11 protein-coding genes and 1 pseudogene are annotated in these 17,138 nt (G+C 66.9%); 6 read left to right on the top strand and 6 right to left on the bottom strand.

The features are described from left to right. Positions 1-48: 48 nt before the first annotated feature. Positions 49-1,836 (bottom strand): caspase family protein, encoded by a 1,788-nt coding sequence (locus tag CV770_RS22385; RefSeq protein WP_201759982.1) that lies wholly within the window; start codon positions 1,834-1,836, stop codon positions 49-51. Positions 1,837-2,001: 165 nt separating this feature from the next. On the opposite strand from CV770_RS22385, the pseudogene CV770_RS22380 reads away from it, so the two are divergent. Continuing rightward, positions 2,002-2,443: pseudogene (locus CV770_RS22380) on the top strand (RbsD/FucU family protein). Here CV770_RS22380 and CV770_RS22375 read toward each other — a convergent pair. Beyond that, positions 2,440-2,823 carry a VOC family protein gene (locus CV770_RS22375; RefSeq protein WP_104463875.1) on the bottom strand — a complete coding sequence of 128 codons (384 nt, stop codon included), beginning with the start codon at positions 2,821-2,823 and terminating at the stop codon, positions 2,440-2,442. The pseudogene CV770_RS22380 and the gene CV770_RS22375 sit on opposite strands and share 4 nt — an antisense overlap. A 149-nt stretch (positions 2,824-2,972) precedes the next feature. Here CV770_RS22375 and CV770_RS22370 point away from each other — a divergent pair, with 149 nt between their 5' ends. After that, positions 2,973-3,332, top strand: a complete 360-nt coding sequence (locus CV770_RS22370) for a hypothetical protein (protein ID WP_165637456.1) — start codon at positions 2,973-2,975, stop codon at positions 3,330-3,332. 15 nt (positions 3,333-3,347) lie between these two features. Here CV770_RS22370 and CV770_RS22365 read toward each other — a convergent pair whose 3' ends face one another. Together CV770_RS22365 and CV770_RS22360 are read right to left on the bottom strand one after the other, a co-directional pair. Continuing rightward, positions 3,348-3,698 carry an ADP-ribosylation/crystallin J1 gene (locus CV770_RS22365; RefSeq protein ID WP_104463874.1) on the bottom strand — a complete coding sequence of 117 codons (351 nt, stop codon included), beginning with the start codon at positions 3,696-3,698 and terminating at the stop codon, positions 3,348-3,350. Between the two features lie 312 nt (positions 3,699-4,010). Then, a complete protein-coding gene (locus CV770_RS22360; RefSeq protein ID WP_201759983.1) occupies positions 4,011-5,435 on the bottom strand; it encodes a hypothetical protein in 1,425 nt (474 codons plus the stop codon). A gap of 75 nt (positions 5,436-5,510) precedes the next feature. Here CV770_RS22360 and CV770_RS22355 point away from each other — a divergent pair, with 75 nt between their 5' ends. Further along, the gene (locus CV770_RS22355; protein WP_104463872.1) at positions 5,511-6,707 is read left to right on the top strand and encodes an MFS transporter; all 1,197 of its coding nucleotides are present in this window, start codon (positions 5,511-5,513) and stop codon (positions 6,705-6,707) included. Here the strand turns inward: CV770_RS22355 and dgcA are convergent. Further along, on the bottom strand, positions 6,677-7,672 hold the full coding sequence (dgcA, locus tag CV770_RS22350; protein ID WP_104463871.1) for an N-acetyl-D-Glu racemase DgcA: 996 nt from the start codon (positions 7,670-7,672) through the stop codon (positions 6,677-6,679). The two genes, CV770_RS22355 and dgcA, sit on opposite strands and share 31 nt — an antisense overlap. A 134-nt stretch (positions 7,673-7,806) precedes the next feature. On the opposite strand from dgcA, the gene CV770_RS22345 reads away from it, so the two are divergent. The 3 genes from CV770_RS22345 to CV770_RS22335 are packed head-to-tail and all read left to right on the top strand — an operon-like array spanning position 7,807 to position 10,628. Then, entirely contained in the window at positions 7,807-8,940 is a 1,134-nt protein-coding gene (locus tag CV770_RS22345) for an MlaE family ABC transporter permease (RefSeq protein ID WP_104463870.1), read from the top strand. A 2-nt stretch (positions 8,941-8,942) separates the two neighbouring features. Continuing rightward, positions 8,943-9,713, top strand: coding sequence for an ABC transporter ATP-binding protein (locus tag CV770_RS22340; protein ID WP_027545159.1), 771 nt, complete (start codon positions 8,943-8,945; stop codon positions 9,711-9,713). Between the two features lie 42 nt (positions 9,714-9,755). Continuing rightward, positions 9,756-10,628 carry an MlaD family protein gene (locus tag CV770_RS22335; protein ID WP_104463869.1) on the top strand — a complete coding sequence of 291 codons (873 nt, stop codon included), beginning with the start codon at positions 9,756-9,758 and terminating at the stop codon, positions 10,626-10,628. Positions 10,629-11,019: 391 nt separating this feature from the next. Here the strand turns inward: CV770_RS22335 and CV770_RS22330 are convergent, their stop codons facing one another. After that, entirely contained in the window at positions 11,020-16,926 is a 5,907-nt protein-coding gene (locus CV770_RS22330; RefSeq protein ID WP_104463868.1) for an apolipoprotein A-IV repeat region-like domain-containing protein, read from the bottom strand. Positions 16,927-17,138: the final 212 nt, after the last annotated feature.

Genomic DNA, 17,138 nt, shown 5'->3' with positions numbered 1-17,138 from the left:
CTCCCTCCCCCGCAGGCGGGGGAGGGAGCGCACCTTCTCCTTGCGCGATCAGTGCATGAAGCCGCCGCGACGGTTACCGCCATTGTTCATGCTCGGCGCCTGGTTCATCGACTGCCGGAAGTTGTTGTTGCTGTTGACCGTGCGGTTCGGCATTGCGTTGAGCTGCGGGCGGTTGTTCTGCACGTTGTTCTGCACCTGCACCTTGTTCACCGGGTTGTTGTTGATCTTCACGCCGTTGTTGACGCGGATCGGGTTGGTCTGTGTCTGGACGTTGACCGGCTTCGTCTCGATCTTCGTGCCGCCCTTGCCGACATTCACCGGCATGCTGACGATCTTGCCGGGGGTGCCGTTGCCGGCGTCCGGCTTGGTGTTAGTCGCCGGCAGGGTCACGATCTTGCCGATGCCGCCATTGTTGGTGGTCGTGTTGGTCGGCGCAGGCAGGGTGACGATCTTGCCCGGGGTCTGCGACGGCGTGCCGTTCGGCTGGTTGTTGCCCGAGGGCAGGTTGCCGATCTGGCCGCCATTGCCGAGCTTGCCGATGACATTGCCATCGACCGGCTTCTGCACGACCGGCAGATTACCGTTGATCTGGCCGCCATTACCCTGCTGCAGCGGCATGTACTTCGGCTGGCCGAGATTGCCGATCTTGAAGGTCGGGGTCACGTTCTGCGGCGCCAGGAACTTGGTCGCCTGCATCAAGGGGATCTGCTTCGGCTGCATCTGGAGCTTCAGCGCCATTTGCGCATAGGGGCTGGTGCCGTAGCTGTCATAGAAGGTCTTGTAGGCAACCGGCGAATTCACGAGCACCGCCTTGTGCCAGGCCTGCGAGAGCAGGATATTGTTGAGCAGCCAGCGGACGTGGTCGCACAGCGGGTCGTGCGGATACATCCGGATGAACTCCTGATAGTATTCCGGCCGGCCCTCGGACACGACATAGTCATAGGCCTGACGCGTCGAGCGGCTCGGCAGGTTGGAGGCCATTTGCACCACGGGCGCCCTGACCGGCGCGCGGTTGGCGGCAACAGCGGTGTCGCCGAAGAAGGTGAAGTCCGAGGTCAGCGAGGAACTCTCCCACGGGATCTGCGCACCGCTGGTGGACTGGTTCACTTGCAGGCGCACGCGCTTGAACAACTGCTCGATCGGCACGTTGGGCTCGCGCGCGACGTTCAGGAACGCCTGCGTATACGGGCTGTGGCCGCCGGTGCCGTCGAGCGCTTCGGCGCCGGGCGCGGTCGAGTAACCGACGATCGAGCCGTTCGGCGCATCGACGATGGCAAGGCCGCGGCCGGCGTCATTGACATCAGGGAACGGGTTGTTGCGGCAGGCATCGAGGATGACGATGCGCATGCGGCTCGGGATCGTCTCCAGCGTCGACATCACGTCGACCAGCCGCACCGAATTATTGACGAGCTCGGTCTGGCTCGACACCTTGGCGTCGACGGGAACGAGATAGTTCTCGCCGGCGAGCTGCACGCCGTGACCGGCGTAATAGACCATCGCCACCGTGTTGGGACCGCGCGCGGACACCTTGGCGGAGAAGTCCTGCACCACGCGGAGCATGTCGTTCTGGGTCAGGTCGGTCGCGGCAACCACCTCGAAGCCGGCCGAGTTCAGGAACTTCGCCATCGACTCGGCGTCATTGTCGGGATTGGCGAGCTGCGGCGCGTTCTTGTAGTTCGAATTGCCGATCACCAGCGCCACCCGCTGTTCCGGGCCCTGCAGCGCGGTGGGGGCCGGCTCGATCGGGGCAACTTGCGCGGAAACAGGGCCGCAGGCGAAGCCGAACAGGCTTCCCACAAGGCCGGCCGTCATCAGGAAAGGCTTTAGGCGGAACATGGCGTGCTCCTTTGGCACTGATCTCGATGCGAGATTGGTTGCCGGGGAGCCTCGCCGCGTTCGAGCTTGAGGTCCGTGATCCCCCTCACCATGGCGGCCTTGCGTGATCTGAATCACGCTCGGAACCTGCTATGGTTAGCGATCGGTAAGGGGAACTGCCATCACATGCTGAAATCGATCGATCCGATCCTCACGCCCACCTGCTCTGGCTGCTGGCCTCCATGGCCACGGCGATGATCTCGTGGTCGTCGACGCCAACCACCCGGCCACGCACATCGCCCGCAGCACATCGTCCCAGCGCCTGATCCAGCTGCCGGGCCTGACGATGGAGACGGCCGTCCGTGCCATCATGACGCTCTATCCGCTCGACGATTTCGATCCCGATCCGGTGCGCGTGATGGCGCCGGTCGACGATCCCGACCGCGTGCCCGACGTGCATCGCGCCGTGCTGGCCGAGATCGAGCGCGCGGTCGGATGCGCCGTTGTTCCCGGCAAGCTCTCGCGTTCGGATTTTTACCGCGCGGCGGCGGCGGGGTTTGGTGTCGTGCAGGTGGGGGACAGCAGGGGGTACGGATGCTTCCTGATCAGGAAGGGCGTGATCAGCTAGCCGGATTGGCGCATCAGCTCCGAGGGCCAGCCAACCCGGACGAGAAGGCCGTCGGGGCCGTTGATGCCGACTTCATACATGCCCCATTCGCGGTGGCGCAGCACGCCGCCGGGCCGGATGATGAGATCGTCCACGCGCGCGGCAATGGCCTCGACCTCGGGCGTGCGAATGAAAATGCCAAAGGGATTGTGCTCCGGCACGCGCCACGGGCCATCGCCGGCTTGCGTGAGATGCACCTCGCATCCACAGCCGCTCATGATGACATAGCCGGCATCGCCACCGATGCGCGCAAAGCCGAGCCGCTCCCAGAACGGAATTGCGGCGGGAAGATCGTTGCTGGGAACGATCGCAAAGGCGCCGACGCGCGGGCTCTCAGGCATTCGGTCACTCCGGCACATGCAAGCGGTCCGCGCCGCGTTCACGCTGCGCGTTGCGAGCTTATCAAGAGCGACCGCTCGGCAGAACCAGCGAAACGTCCCGCACTCGAATTTGAATGGTCATCCCTCGATCGACTGTCTATGGTCGATCCATGTCTCGCCTTGTGTGTCTATTCGTTGCTGTCATCCTGTCGCTGCTGCCGGCTGTCGCGTCCGCTGAGCCAGCTCAAAAGCGTCCCAAGCCCGTCTGGAAAGGCTACGGCTTCCTGCCGGGCTATCGTCAGCCGCTAAGCAACAGCATTCCGCTCTACAAGCAGAAGGACGCGATGCGTCGGCTCGCGCGCAACGACCGCCGCCACTGGTACATCGATCCGGTTCCGCAATATTATCGCTGGGACGGCGAGTGGCACTATTTCGGCCGCCCCGGCTTCAACGGCGGCCGCTACAACGGCGGCAGTTTTGGCCCGTGCTGGACGCGCACGCCGATCGGCGCGGTGTGGAATTGCGGATGACGGGGCGCGCGGCGGCTAGGGAAAGCTGCGGACGATCTCGATCGGCCCGACGATCGCTGCATTGAAGGCATCGAGGTCTTCAGCCGGAATCCAGTACTCCAGATGCGACCGTCCGCCGGCCTCCTGCACGTCATACTTCGCGATGAAGTCGCGCTTGACGGCAAAGCGCGTCACGAAGCCCGAACCGCTCGCCGGGACATTCCAGTCACGCGCGATCTTGATGGCGTAGTCTTCCGTCAGCACCGGATAGAAGATCGGCTGGTCCGGCAGGCGCGGCGGGAACGCGCGCATGCCGGATTGCTCGATCAGCTCGAGCTCTTTCGGGCCTACGGGGCGCCAGAGGGTGAGGGTTTCTTCGGGGGACATGGTGTGATGACCGGGTTCTAGTGCTCTACATACACTGACGTGTTTCTCCGCTCTACCACCGTCACCCCCGCGCAATGGCTTTGCCATTGCGCGGGGATGACGGCGATAGAGCGACGCCTCGCTGCGCTCGCAATGACGACGTGGCGCGAGCGCGCGCCTCTTCCTCGCTCTCGTGCCCCGGACGCAGCGCAGCGTCTCTTCGACGGTGCGCTGCTGAGCCGGGGCCCATTTTGCAGCGGAGAGCGTGACCTCTGGGTCCCGGCTCTGCGCTGCACCGCTAGCGCGTTGCAGCTTGTCCGGGACACGCAGTCCTTACGAGAAGAACGCGATCTTCTCGGCCTGGGTCATGCGGCGGATCGGGGCGAGGGGATCGTTGGCCGGCGTGCGGGGCTTTTGCAGGATGCCGCTGGCGAGGATGGTGGCGCCGAGCGAGGTCTCGGGCAGGGAAGCAGACAAGGGCGAGGGCATCGGCAGCGACGTGGCCGGCGCCGCAGCGAATGTTGCGGTGACCGCCATGGCCTGAGCCGGCTGCTCCATCACTTCGGCGGCGGCCTCCGCGATGGCGTCGGTGAGGCGCGCGAGCGAGTCCATTGCGATCGGCGCGTGGGCGGCGGGCTCCTCCGCCACCGCTGCGACGACCGGCTCTGCCGCGATCGGTTCGGAAAGCTCTGCAGCAACGGGCGCTGCGGCCTCCGCCACCATCGGCTCCGCAATGGCCGCTTCCATCTCGACCGGCGCGATGATCTCGTCGAAATCAGGATCGGGCGCGGCCATCTCGAGCGCGATGGCCTCGAGCACGGCGTCGTCCTCGGCTTGCGCGGCCGCGTCGAGCGCGAACGCGTCAGCGGCTTCCGCGAAGGCGGCGGGGTCCGTGGCTGGCTCTTCGAACGAGACGTCTTCGTGCGCGACGTCTTCAGGCGCGACTTGGTCGAGCGCTGTGCTCTCGACAGCCATCTGGCTCTCGGCCGCGATCTCCGGCGCGACGGTCGTGCCCATTGCCTGTTCGGCCTCGGCGAACGCTTCGCTGGCGACGGCCGCTTCGGGCTCGGCAGCCGCGGCGACGTCCTGCGGTGGCTCCGTAAAAGCCACGGGTGCTTCGCTCGCCATCGCCGCGGGCGCGGTCTCGACAGCAGCTTCGGCGACGGATGACGGGGCCTCCTGCACCGGAGCGGACGCGGGCGGCGCCGCCTGCGGCGTTGCGCCGCCGTCGGTCTGCTCCACCCGATCCCTCAAGAGATCGAATGCGGCTTTGAGCTCGACGCGGGGGTCGATGGTCGAAATCTGTCCGCAGGCGGCCTCGATCGAGGCGAGCTGCGAATCAATGAGGTCGCAGATTCGTCCGTCGGCGCCGATCTCGCGCCAGCGCCAGGAGATCTCCTTGATGATGCGCACGCCGCGCGGGATCGCCGCGAGGCTCGCCTCGATCGCGGTGGGGTCGACGGCGGCGATGGCGATCGTCTCGGCCTCGCGGATCGCACGGCGGATCTCGACCAGTGCTTCGGGCAGGCGGTCTTCGACGACGGGTTGTCGCTGCGCTGCAAGGGTTTCTTCGATTTTCGCGACCGCGTCGAGCACCATGCTCGTGTCGGCATTGCGGTTGCGCTTGGCGTATTCGCCGAGGAACCAGCGACCGCGCGCCGTCTCCATGAAGGCTTCGCGGATCGCGTCGTAATCCTGCTCGTTCGGCTCGGCCGCGCGGGCAGACATGGGCGAAAGGGCGAATGCTTCGTTGGCCATTGCGATCTCGTCGCGCAAATCACCGCGCGTTACAGTAACGATCATCACGATATCGGCCGAATCGCAATTGGTTTGATGGCACCCGAATCACAAATCCCCACGCCAGCATCCGCAAAACGGCGATTCGCCGTCAGCCTCGCCCTGTTCTATTCGGCTGTCTTCGCGGTCTCGGGCACGCATCTGCCGTTCTTTCCGGTGTGGCTGAAGGCGATCGGCATCGACGCGGCCTGGATCGGCCTCATCAACGCGCTGCCGGCGATCACGCGCTTCACCACGCTGCCGCAAGTGACCGCCTTCGCCGAAAAGCGACATGCCATTCGCGCCGGCATGATGGTGTCGGTGCTGGCGACCGCGATCGGCTTTACGGCGGTCGGGCTGCAGCAGCAGCCGCTGGCGCTGTTCCTGATCTACGCGCTGACCTGCATGATGTGGACGCCGACGATGCCGCTGACCGATGCCTACGCGTTGCGCGGCGTCGCCCGTTACGGGCTCGATTACGGACCCTTGCGGCTGTGGGGTTCGGCGGCCTTCGCCGCCGGCTCGCTCGCCTGCGGCTATCTCGTAGACCACATCGCCGCGCGCGATCTGATCTGGGTCATCGTCGCATGGGCCGTCGTTGCGGTCGCAGCCGGCCTGCTGCTTCAGCCGCTGGACGATGTCAGGCGCAAGACGACGGAAAGGCATGCCGGCAAGGCGCTGCTGCGCGATGCCGGCTTCTGGGCCGTCATCGTGTCGGCCGCGCTGATTCAGGGCAGCCACGTCGCCTACTACACCTTCTCCGCCATCAACTGGCAGCTCCATGGGATCAGTGGGCTGACGATCGCGGGCCTGTGGACGCTGGGCGTGATCGCGGAGATCGTGGTGTTCGCGCTGTCGCCGCGCTTCACGCTGCATCCGTCCACCATGATCGCGATCGGAGGGCTCAGCGCCGTGCTGCGCTGGATCGTCACCGCGAGCGAGCCGCCGCTCGCGCTGCTCGCGATCGTCCAGCTTGGCCACGGCCTCAGCTTCGGCATGACCATCGTCGGCACGATGAATCTCCTGGTGCAGCGCGTGCCCTCGCATCAGATCGCGCGGGGGCAAGGCTATTACGCCGCGTGCAGCGGACTGCTCGGCGCCGCGACCTCGATCGCGTCAGGTGCGATCTACGCCCGCATCGGCGATGGATTGTACTACGTGATGGCTGCGATGGCGGCGGCCGGCGCGCTTCTGATCTGGTCGGCGCGGCGCCGGCTCAAGCCTCAGCCCCAGAGCGAAGCGTCCGGCGGATAGACCAGGCTGTCGTCGTAACGCAGGCCGTGATCGCGGTCGTGCGCCAGCAGCAGCGGGCCGTCGAGATCGACGAAGCGCGCCTGTGGCGTCACCAGCATCGCGGGCGCCATCGACAGCGAGGTTGCGACCATGCAGCCGATCATGATCTCGAAGCCGAGCGCCTGCGCAGCGTCCGCCATCGCGAGGGCCTCGGTGAGGCCGCCGGTCTTGTCCAGCTTGATGTTCACGGCGTCGTAGCGGTCGCGCAAGGGGGCAAGCGAGGAGCGGTCATGCACGCTCTCGTCGGCGCAGACTGCGAGCGGGTGCTTGATCCGCGCCAGCGCCTCGTCCTTGCCCGCGGGCAGTGGCTGCTCCACCAGGGTGACGCCGGCGGCGTCGCAGGCGGCGAGATTGTGCGCCAGATTGGCCTCGGTCCAGGCCTCGTTGGCATCGACGATCAGCTCGGATTCGGGAGCGGCCTTGCGCACCGCCGCGATCCGCTCCGGATCGCCGTCGCCGCCGAGCTTGATCTTGAGAAGCGGCCGGTGCGCCGCCTTGGCCGTGGCGGCGGCCATGGCCTCGGGGGTCCCTAACGAGATTGTGTACGCCGTGGTGCGCTCGCCTGGCACCGGGCGGTCGAGCAGGTTCCAGGCCCGCTGGCCCGCCGCCTTGGCCTCGAGATCAATCAGGGCGCAGTCCAGGGCATTGCGGGCCGCACCGGGCGCCATGGCGGCCTGGAGGGCTTGCCGCGTCAGCCCGTCCGCCACGGCCTGCTGCATGGCCTGGATGGCCGCCAGCGTCGCCTCGGGTGTCTCGCCATAGCGGGGATAGGGCACGCACTCGCCGCGGCCGGTCAGGCCGTTCCGGCTGACTTCGGCCACGACCGTCACGGCCTCGGTCTTGGCCCCCCGGCTGATGGTAAAGCTGCCCGCGATCAGGAAGCGCTCGATTCGTGCCGCCAGGGCAGCAAATTTCATGGAAGTCATTTTGAACTCTGGCGAAATCTGAACCTGCTAGTTACCTCTAGCAACTAACATTAACCACTTGGGGATACCTTCTCTGGGTAAGGGCGCGTGCGCAACTATCTGATTTTCTCCGCCCCGGCACGGGAGCGGGCATCTTGAGCAGCGATCCGAAGCTGGAACGGATTGCCAAGGGCAACGCGCTGGCACTCTGCGCCACTGGGACGTGGACGGCCAGCTTCGCGCCGGTCCTGGAGCGGATCGTGGCCGACGCCGAGAAGCTCGCAGGCGGCCCGCAAAGCATCTTCATCGACGTCTCCGAGGTCGCCAAGCTAGACACGTTCGGCGCCTGGCTGATCGAGCGGCTGCGCCGCAGCCTGACGAAAGGGTCCGTCGAGGCGCAGATCGCGGGTCTCTCCGTCAATTATTCCAGCCTCGTGGACGAGGTGCGGCGGGTCAGGGCGACGGCCGTGGTCGACAGCGGCACGGTGACCATCACCGGCATGCTGGAGCAGATCGGCCGGACCGTGGCCGGCATCGGCGGCACCGTCGCAGGCCTCGTCGACATGCTCGGCGCCGTGCTCGCGGCGGGATTTCGCGTCCTGATCCATCCGCGCTCGTTCCGCCTGACCTCGACCGTGCATCACATGGAGCAGGTCTGCTGGCGCGCGGTGCCGATCATCGTGCTGATCACGTTCCTGATTGGCTGCATCATCGCCCAACAAGGCATCTTCCATTTCCGCCGCTTCGGCGCCGACATCTTCGTGGTCGACATGCTGGGCGTGCTGGTGCTGCGCGAGATCGGCGTGCTGCTGGTCGCGATCATGGTCGCGGGCCGCTCGGGCAGCGCCTACACCGCCGAGCTCGGCTCGATGAAGATGCGCGAGGAGATCGACGCGCTGCGCACGATGGGCTTCGATCCGATCGAGGTGCTGGTGCTGCCGCGCATGATGGCGCTCGTGCTGGCGTTGCCGATCCTGGCCTTCCTCGGCGCGATGGCCGCGCTCTATGGCGGCGGCCTCGTCGCCTGGCTCTATGGCGGGGTCGAGCCCGAAGCCTTCCTGCTCCGCTTGCGCGATGCCATCTCGATCGACCATTTCATCGTCGGCATCGTCAAGGCCCCGGTCATGGCGGCCGTGATCGGCATCGTCGCCTGCGTCGAGGGCCTCGCCGTGCAGGGCAGCGCGGAATCGCTGGGCCAGCACACCACGGCCTCGGTGGTGAAGGGCATCTTCTTCGTCATCGTGATGGACGGCGTGTTCGCCATCTTCTTCGCCTCGATCGGGATGTGACGATGGCTGGCGAGATCCAAAATCCCATCATTCGCGTCCGCGACATCACCGTGCAGTTCGGTAGCACACGCGTGCTCGACGGCCTCAACCTCGACGTCAAGCGCGGCGAGATCTTGGGCTTCGTCGGTCCTTCCGGTGCCGGCAAGTCGGTGCTGACGCGCACCATCATCGGTCTCGTGCCGAAGGTTGCGGGCTCCATCGAGGTGTTCGGCGTCGACCTGGATTCCTCCAATACGTCGCAGCGCCGCAACGTGGAGCGGCGCTGGGGCGTGTTGTTTCAACAGGGCGCGCTGTTCTCCTCGCTGACCGTGCGGCAGAACATCCAGTTTCCGATGCGCGAATATTTGCGGGTCTCGCAGCGGCTGATGGACGAGATCACCATGGCCAAGCTCACCATGGTCGGCCTCAAGCCCGAGGTCGCCGAGCGCTTCCCGTCCGAACTCTCCGGCGGCATGATCAAGCGCGTCGCGCTGGCGCGTGCGCTGTCGCTCGATCCCGACCTCGTCTTCCTGGACGAGCCGACCTCGGGCCTCGATCCGATCGGCGCCGGCGATTTCGACGAGCTGGTCAGGACGCTCCAGCGCACTTTGGGGCTGACCGTTTTCATGGTAACCCACGACCTCGACAGCCTTTACACAGCGTGTGACCGCATCGCCGTTTTAGGGAACGGTAAGATCATAGCGGCAGGGTCGATCGCCGACATGCAGGCCTCGCAGCATCCCTGGCTGAGGCAATATTTCCATGGCAAGCGCGCCCGCGCGGTCATGGGTTGAGTGGCTGGGTTGAATAGCCGTGATGAGTAGCCGGAGCACCTGATGGAAACGCGGGCAAACTACGTCTTGATCGGGTCGTTCACGCTGGCGGTGATCGCCGCGGCGATCGGCTTCGTGCTCTGGTTCCAGTCGCTGCACACCACCAAGCAGCGCAGCCCTCTGCGCGTCGTGTTCGAGGGCCCGGCGGCGGGCCTGCGCAACGGCGGCAGCGTCAATTTCAACGGTATCCGGGTGGGCGAGGTGGTCTCGGTGAAGCTCGACAACCCGCGGCGGGTTGTCGCACTCGCCATGATCGAGAACAACGCCCCGATCCGCAAGGACACCCTGGTCGGCCTCGAATTCCAGGGCCTCACCGGCGTCGCCGCGATCTCGCTGAAGGGCGGGGACGAGGCCGCGGCCCCGCCGCCGCTCGACCAGGACGGCATCCCCACGCTGACGGCCGACCCCAACAAGCTCCAGGACGTCACCGAGGCGATCCGCGGCACGCTGCAGAACATCAACAAGATCGTCGCCGACAATCAGGAATCGGTGAAGAACTCGCTGAAGAATTTGGAGACCTTCACCAACTCGCTGGCGCGCAATTCCGAGAAGATCGACGGCGTGATGGCCAAGGTCGACGGCGTCATGCTCAAGGCCGACAACCTCATGCTCGGCCTCAACACGCTCGCCGGCGGCAAGGACGGCGGCGAGCTGTTCCAGGCGGTGAAGTCGATCCGCGAGCTCGCCGACGATTTCGACAAGCGCTCCGGCGCGTTGATGAGCGACGGCCGCCGCACCCTCGGCGACATCAGCCGCGCCGTGAACAATTTCGACCGCAACCCGACCCGCGTGCTGTTCGGCGCCAGCAACAGCAGCGCCCCACCGCCCCCGCCGCCCGAGCCGCCGAGGTCGGCCGCGCCGGAGCGCAGGCGGTAGGAGCGTTTGGTCCACGAACCTCCCCTCCGTCATTGCGAGCAAAGCGAAGCAATCCAGACTGTCTCTGCGGAAGCAGTCTGGATTGCTTCGTCGCAAGAGCTCCTCGCAATGACGAAGAGTGCAGCCGCCGCAGCGCAATCCCTCTCGTGTCCCGGACGCGCTGCAACGCTCTTCGCGTAGCTGTGCAGAGCCGGGACCCAGAAGGCAACACGGTACACGTGGAGAGATGGGCCCCGGCTCTGCAGCGCACCGCTGAACCGGACGATGCTTCGCATCGCCGGGGAAGCGCTCCGCTGCGTCCGGGGCATGGGAGCGCGGATGACTGCCCAAACAAAAACGGAGGCCGTGAGGCCTCCGTTTTCATTCGCTGTTCGTTGTCGCTGCGAGCCGCTTATCCCAGCCGTCCCGCCGCGTGCGCGAGCAGCGTGTAGACCAGCCCCGTCTCCGAGGTCAGGTGGCTGCGCAGCTCCTGCGGGCCGCGGCCGTCGCGGGCGACTTCGTCGAGCAGGCGTTCGAACTCGGCGACGTAGCGGTCGACCGTGCCCTTGAAGTTGCGGTCGGCGCGGTACTTGCGGGCGACCTCGTCGAAGGCCTTCTGGCCGGCGGGCGTGTAGAGGCGCTTGGTGAAGGCCTTGTTCTCGCCGCGCTGGTAGCGGTCCCACATCTCGGCGGCGAGGTTGCGGTCCATCAGGCGGCCGATGTCGAGCGACAGCGATTCCAGCGGATTGCCGCTTGCCTGCGGCGCCTGCGGCTGCGGCGCGGGTGCGGCGCGGCCACGCGGAGCCTCACGGCCGGTCGGGGCGCCCTGATTGGCGTCCGTGCGGTTGAGGAGGTCCGACAGCCAGCCGTCACGGCCCTGGTCGTTACCGGCGGGCGCGACCGGCGGTGCGTCGGTGCGGCGCGCGGCCGGCACGCCGAGGTCCGGCGGCGGCAGCGTGGAAGCGCTGCCGGTGTCGCGCATGCGGGTCTCGGCGCTACGTCCGCTCGCAGCTGCCATGATCGGCTCCTCCTGGCGCTGGACCGCGACGGACGCGCGGCCCGTCGTGGTGACGTCGAGGCCGCGGCCATGCTGGGCCACGATGCGGTTGAGCTCGGCGAGGGCCTCGATCTGGTCGACGATCACCTTGCGCATCTGCGCAGTGCTCTCGGCGGCCTCCTGCGGCATCTCGAGCACGCCGCGGCGCAGCTCGTTGCGGGTGGCTTCGAGCTCGTTGTGCATCTCGAAGGCCATCTGCTTCATGCTGGAGACGAGGTTGGTGAACTTCTCGGTCGACTGCTTGAACATCGTATCCGCCTCGTCCGTGGTCTGGCGGTAGATGTCGTGCATGGCCTCGATGGTCTGCCGGTGCTCTTCCTCGGATGCGACGCGCACCGCCTCGAACTGGCGGGTGATCGCGGCCGAGCCTGCGCCGGCGGTCTCGGCGACGACGCGGGCGATGTCGCGGGCACGCTCTTCGGCGGCGGCCAGCGATTCATCGAGCAGGCCGGTGAAGCGCGACAGGCGCTGATCGAGATCGGCCGTGCGCAGATCGATCGTGGTGACGAGCGATTCCAGCGCCTGCTTGCGCTCGGCGAGCGAGGCGGTGGTGTTCTTGTTGCTCTGCTCGACGACTTGCGCGGCGTCGACCAGGGCCTTGCCGTGCGCGTCGAACTGGGTCGACAGCTCGCCGAGATCCTGCAGCGCCTTCGTGGTCTTGCTGTTGAAGACGTTGAGCTGCTCTTCCAGGTTCTGCGTCGCCGCGCCGTTGCGCGAGGTAACGTCGTTCATCGCCGAGACGAAGTCGGCGACGCGCGTCACCAGCGCCCGCTCGAGCGAGTTGAGGTTGTCGTGCGCACCGGTTAGCACCTCCTGAAGCAGGATGTTGCCTTCGCGCAGGCGCTCGAACAGCGCCACCGTGTCCGTACGCAGGATCTTGCTGGTCTCCTGCATCTCGGTGACGGCGGCGATCGAGACCTGGCGCGACTGGTCGATCGCCGCGCGCGAGGCCTGCTCGAGGTCCTTGAGCGACTTGCCGACCGCGCCGGTGGCGATCTCGCTCGCCGCGTTGATGGTGCGCGCGACTTCCGAGCCGTTGCCCATCATGGTCTGCGAGAAGGCCTGGCCGCGCGTCTCGATCGACTTCAGCGCGTCCGAGGTGACGCGGTCGATGTCGAGCGTGAGCTGGCTGGTCTTCGAGCCGATCGCGTCGACCAGGGCGCCGCGCTTGGAGTCGATCATGTTCGACAGACGGTCGGCCTGCTGCTGCACGTAGGTGACGATCTCGTCGGTCTTGCCGGTCATGGCCTGGCCGAAGCTGGAGCTGGCGGCGAGCACCGAACGCTCGACGTCGGACGAGCTCGACTTGACCCGCGAGCTCGCCTCGTTGGAGGCCGAGATCAGCGCGTTCTGGGCGTTGAGCGCGCTGGTCTGGATGTCGTTGGTCGCGTTCGCGGTGGCCGCGCTCAGCGTCCGCTCGATCTCGGTCGAGATCGTGCGGATCTGGCTCGCGGCGTCCGCCGAGGTCGAGGTCAGCGAGGTCTGGGCCTCACGCGCACTGTTGAGGATGGTCGAGGCGGTGTCGGCGCCGACCGCAGTCAGCGTGCGCTCGATGTCCGTGGTCAGCGACTTGATCTGGCTGGCCGCATCGGTCGAAGCGGAGATCAACGAGCCCTGGGCTTCGCGCACGCCGCTGGTGAGCGCCTCGATGGTGGCGCCGCCGGCGGTCGCCAGCGCGCGCTGCATCTCGGCCGCGAGCGAACGGACCTGGCTGGTCTGCTCGGCCGAGACTGAGAGCAGGGTGGTCTGAGCGTCGCGGGCGCTGGTGGTGATCGTCTCGGCGGTCGACTGGCCGACCTGCGAGAGCGAGCGATGCACTTCGGCCGCGAGCGACTTGACCTGGCTCGCCGCATCCGAGGATGCCGTTACCAGCATGTTCTGCGCCTCGCGCGCGCCGGAGGTGATGGTTTCGGCGGTCGAGGTGCCGGCCATCGAGAGCGAGCGCTGCACATCGGCGGTGAGCGACTTGACCTGGGCCGCCGCATCCGCAGACCCGGCAACCAGCGTGTTCTGCGCCTCGCGCGCGCCGGAGGTGAGTATCTCGGCGGTCGAGGTGCCGGCCATCGTCAGCGAGCGCTGCACGTCCGAGGACAGCGCCTTGATCTGGTTGGCGGTCTCGGTCGAGGCCGCGATCAGCGAGCTCTGCGCGTCGCGCGCGCCGGCGGTGATCGATTCCGCCGTGGTGGAGCCGGCCAGCGACAGCGAACGCTGCACGTCGGCGGTGAGCGTCTTGACGTGGTTGGCCGCGTCCGAGGACGCCGTGACGAGGGTGGTCTGCACCTCGCGGGCGCCGGCCAGGATCGAGGCTGCGGTGGCAGAACCTGCCGCCGAAAGCGTACGCTCGACGTCGGCCGCGAGGCCCTTGATTTGGTTGGAGGCTTCGCCCGAGGCTGCGACCAGCGTCGACTGCGCCTCGCGGGCGCTGCTCAGGATCGAGTTCGCCGAACCGGTGCCGACCGCGGTCAGCGCGCGCTCGACCTCGACAGAGGTCATCTTGAGCTGAGCGTTGACGTCGGAGGAGACCGTCATCAGCGACTGCTGGGCGGTGCGCGCGCCGGTCTGGATCGTCTCGCTGGTGTTGACGACGAGGTTGGTGAGCGAGCGCTCGGCGTCCTCGACATGCGAGCGGATCGCGGTCGAGATCATCTCGGCGCGGGACATCATGTCCTCGCTGGCCTGGCGACCGCTGCTTTCGATGCGGCCGGCGACGGCCTCGACGCGGGAGCCGAGCAGGTCCTCGAACTGCGCCACGCGCACGTCGATGTCGCTGGCCACCGAGCCGACCCGGGTCTCGATGACCTGATGGATCTCCTGGAAGCGCGCCGTGACCGTGTCGGTCAGGTGCGTGCTGCGGCCGTCGATGATCTCGGTGACGCCGGTGATGCGGCGGTCGACCGCCTCGATCGCCTGCGCGGTGCCGTCCGTGAGGGTGGAGGTCAGGAGGGTCAGGCGCGTGTCGATCGACTGTACGGCCTGCGAGGCGCCGTTGGTGACCGCGGTGGTCAGGTAGGTGAGGCGGGAGTCGATCGACTCGAGCGCCTGCGTCGCATTGCCCGTCAGCGTCGTCGTGAGGTGCGTCAGGCGGGTATCGATTGACTGGATGGTCTGCGAGGCGCCATCGGTCAGCGTGGTGGTGAGGTTGTTGAGGCGCGCATCGATGGTCTCGATGGCCTGCGAGGCGCCGCCGGTCAGCGAGCTCGTGAGATGGTTGAGGCGCGCATCGATGGTTTCGATGGCCTGCGATGCACCGCCGGTCAGCGACGTCGTGAGGTGGGTGAGGCGGGAGTCGATCGACTGGATCGCCTGCGCGGCGCCATCCGTCAGCGAGGTCGCGAGCGTGTTGATGCGCCCGTCGATGGTCTCGGTCATGGATTGCGCGCGGGTGTCGAACGACTGTTCGAGCGCGGCGACGCGGCCGACGAGCTGCTCGTCGAAGGTCTTGATGTGACCATCGATCGTGCCGTCGAGGCTGGCGATCTTGCCGTTCAGCGAGGCGTCGAGGTGGTTGACGCGTTCGCCGACCGTGGTCTCGAACTGCACCAGGCGCTGGTCGAGCAAGGCCGTGATCTCGCCGCCGTTCGCGGTGAAGCGGGTGTCGAAATTCTCGACATAGGTCTTCAGCGACTCGTGGATGTCCTGCGTGCGCTGGCCCATGCGCTCGACGATCTCGCCGCCGAAGGTCTTCACGGTGCGGTCGAACTCGGAGATGTGGCGCGTGATCAGCGCGCCCAGCGTGCCGGAGTCGCGGGCGAACTTCTCGACCAGCTCGGTGCCCTGGTTCCTGACCAGCTCGTCGAACGCGCTCATCTGCAGCGACAGCGAGTCGTGCGCGGTCTCGGTCTGGCTGACGACCTTGGCGACGAGGGTGTTGACGGTGGCGTCGAGCGCCTCGCTTGCCTTGTCGCCGCTCGTCAGGATCTGGCCGGCGAGGCGGTTGCCGGCGTCGTCGATCTTGGCGGAGAGGTCGTTGGAGCGCAGCTCGAGCTCGAGCAGCAGCGAGTCTGAGGAATTCTTCAGGCTGTCGTGCACCTGCTCGGTGCGCTCGGAGATGCCGTCGACGATCGCGGCGGAGCGCTGCTCGAATTCGCCGGTGATCCGGTCGATGCGCTCGTTCAGCATCTCGTGGACGCGGTCGGCGAGGTCGACGAACTCGTCGTGGACGTGGCCGGTCTTGAAGTTGAGGCTGGTGGTCAGCCGCTCGCTGGCGTCGAGCACGGCGCGCGTGGTCTCGTTGCTGGCTTCCTCGAGGCGGTCGAGCAGGTCGCCGCCGCGCTCGCCGAGCGCCAGGATCATGTTGTCGCCGGCATTGCTCAGCGCGCTGGTGATGTGGGCGCCGCGCTCTTCCAGCGCGCCGGTGATGGACTTGGCGACCTCGTCGACGCGCGAGGCGATCGCATCCGAGATCAGCGCGATGTCGTGGCGCAAATCGATCTGCACGCCGGAGATGGCGCTGCGGACCTGCTCGGCCTGGCCGACCAGATTGTCGCGCTGATGCGCGATGTCCTGCAGCAGGGCGCGGATGCGCACTTCGTTGTCGGAATAGGCGCGTTCGAGCGCGGCGACCTCATTGGCGACCAGCGTCTCGAGCTCGCCGGCGCGCGCGATGGCGCGCTCGATGCCGTCGCCCATCGCCGCGACCTCGCGGCGGATGGCCTGGCCGACGGTGACCATGGAATCGGAGGCCGAGCCCTCGGGCTCGGAGAAGCGGATCGCGACCTGCGCCATCGCCTGCGCGATCATGCGCATTTCCTGGCCGCGCCAGACCAGGCTCGCAAGGAAGTAGAACAGCATGATCGGCGCGAAGAACATCGCGATCAGGCCGGCGATGACGAGCACGCCGCCGCTCTGGCCCATAGCGGCCTGGATCGAGGGCAGGAAGCCGAAGGTCAGCGCGGCGCAGGCGGCGAGCCAGACGCCGGCGAAAATGGTGGCGAAGGTGTAGACGTTGCGGGCAGGGCGGCCCTTCTGCAGGGCCTGGAGCAGCTGGCCGATGGTCTCGCGGTCGTCATTGGCGGCGCGGCGCGAAGAGCGCGGCTCCTCGACCGGGTCGAACACGGTCGAGCGTTCGTTGGCGGCAGGGCGCGGCTCGAAGCTCGGCTCGTCGAAGATCGGGGGGGGCGGCGCCACCGAAGGCGCATTTTCGTTGCGCATCGCGGCGTTGCGGCTGGTGTCGGCAGCCGTGTCGCTGATGTTCAGGGCTTCCTGGATCGCAGAAAGCGCAACTTCTGTGGGGTCTTTGACCTTTTTCGGAGTGTTCGCCATGTTCAGTCCGAGCCCTCGTTACTTGTACGCGTCCCCCCGCGAGCCCTGCGCGCTGCGCAAGCCCACAGACCGGATCATGCCGCTTGCGCGGATCTCCGAGCCGTCCCCACCCGGACGGCTTGTCCGCCAATTTCCGCAACATCCTATTGGCAGAGCGTGGCGAATGAAATGCCCGCGATTAAGACAATCTTAATCATCGTTAACAGGGTCGC

Origin of the sequence: Bradyrhizobium sp. AC87j1 (assembly GCF_002936975.1) — a bacterium.
Classification (GTDB): Bacteria; Pseudomonadota; Alphaproteobacteria; order Rhizobiales; family Xanthobacteraceae; genus Bradyrhizobium; species Bradyrhizobium shewense.
The sequence above is the reverse complement of the archived record's forward strand: the minus strand, read 5'-3'. Positions and strand labels throughout refer to the sequence as shown.

Coding starts and splice junctions, on each gene's coding strand:
- CV770_RS22385 (WP_201759982.1), bottom strand. CDS start 1,836: ATGTTCCGCCTAAAGCCTTTCCTGATGACGGCCGGCCTTGTGGGAAGC.
- CV770_RS22375 (WP_104463875.1), bottom strand. CDS start 2,823: ATGCCTGAGAGCCCGCGCGTCGGCGCCTTTGCGATCGTTCCCAGCAAC.
- CV770_RS22370 (WP_165637456.1), top strand. CDS start 2,973: ATGTCTCGCCTTGTGTGTCTATTCGTTGCTGTCATCCTGTCGCTGCTG.
- CV770_RS22365 (WP_104463874.1), bottom strand. CDS start 3,698: ATGTCCCCCGAAGAAACCCTCACCCTCTGGCGCCCCGTAGGCCCGAAA.
- CV770_RS22360 (WP_201759983.1), bottom strand. CDS start 5,435: ATGGCCAACGAAGCATTCGCCCTTTCGCCCATGTCTGCCCGCGCGGCC.
- CV770_RS22355 (WP_104463872.1), top strand. CDS start 5,511: ATGGCACCCGAATCACAAATCCCCACGCCAGCATCCGCAAAACGGCGA.
- dgcA (WP_104463871.1), bottom strand. CDS start 7,672: ATGACTTCCATGAAATTTGCTGCCCTGGCGGCACGAATCGAGCGCTTC.
- CV770_RS22340 (WP_027545159.1), top strand. CDS start 8,943: ATGGCTGGCGAGATCCAAAATCCCATCATTCGCGTCCGCGACATCACC.
- CV770_RS22335 (WP_104463869.1), top strand. CDS start 9,756: ATGGAAACGCGGGCAAACTACGTCTTGATCGGGTCGTTCACGCTGGCG.
- CV770_RS22330 (WP_104463868.1), bottom strand. CDS start 16,926: ATGGCGAACACTCCGAAAAAGGTCAAAGACCCCACAGAAGTTGCGCTT.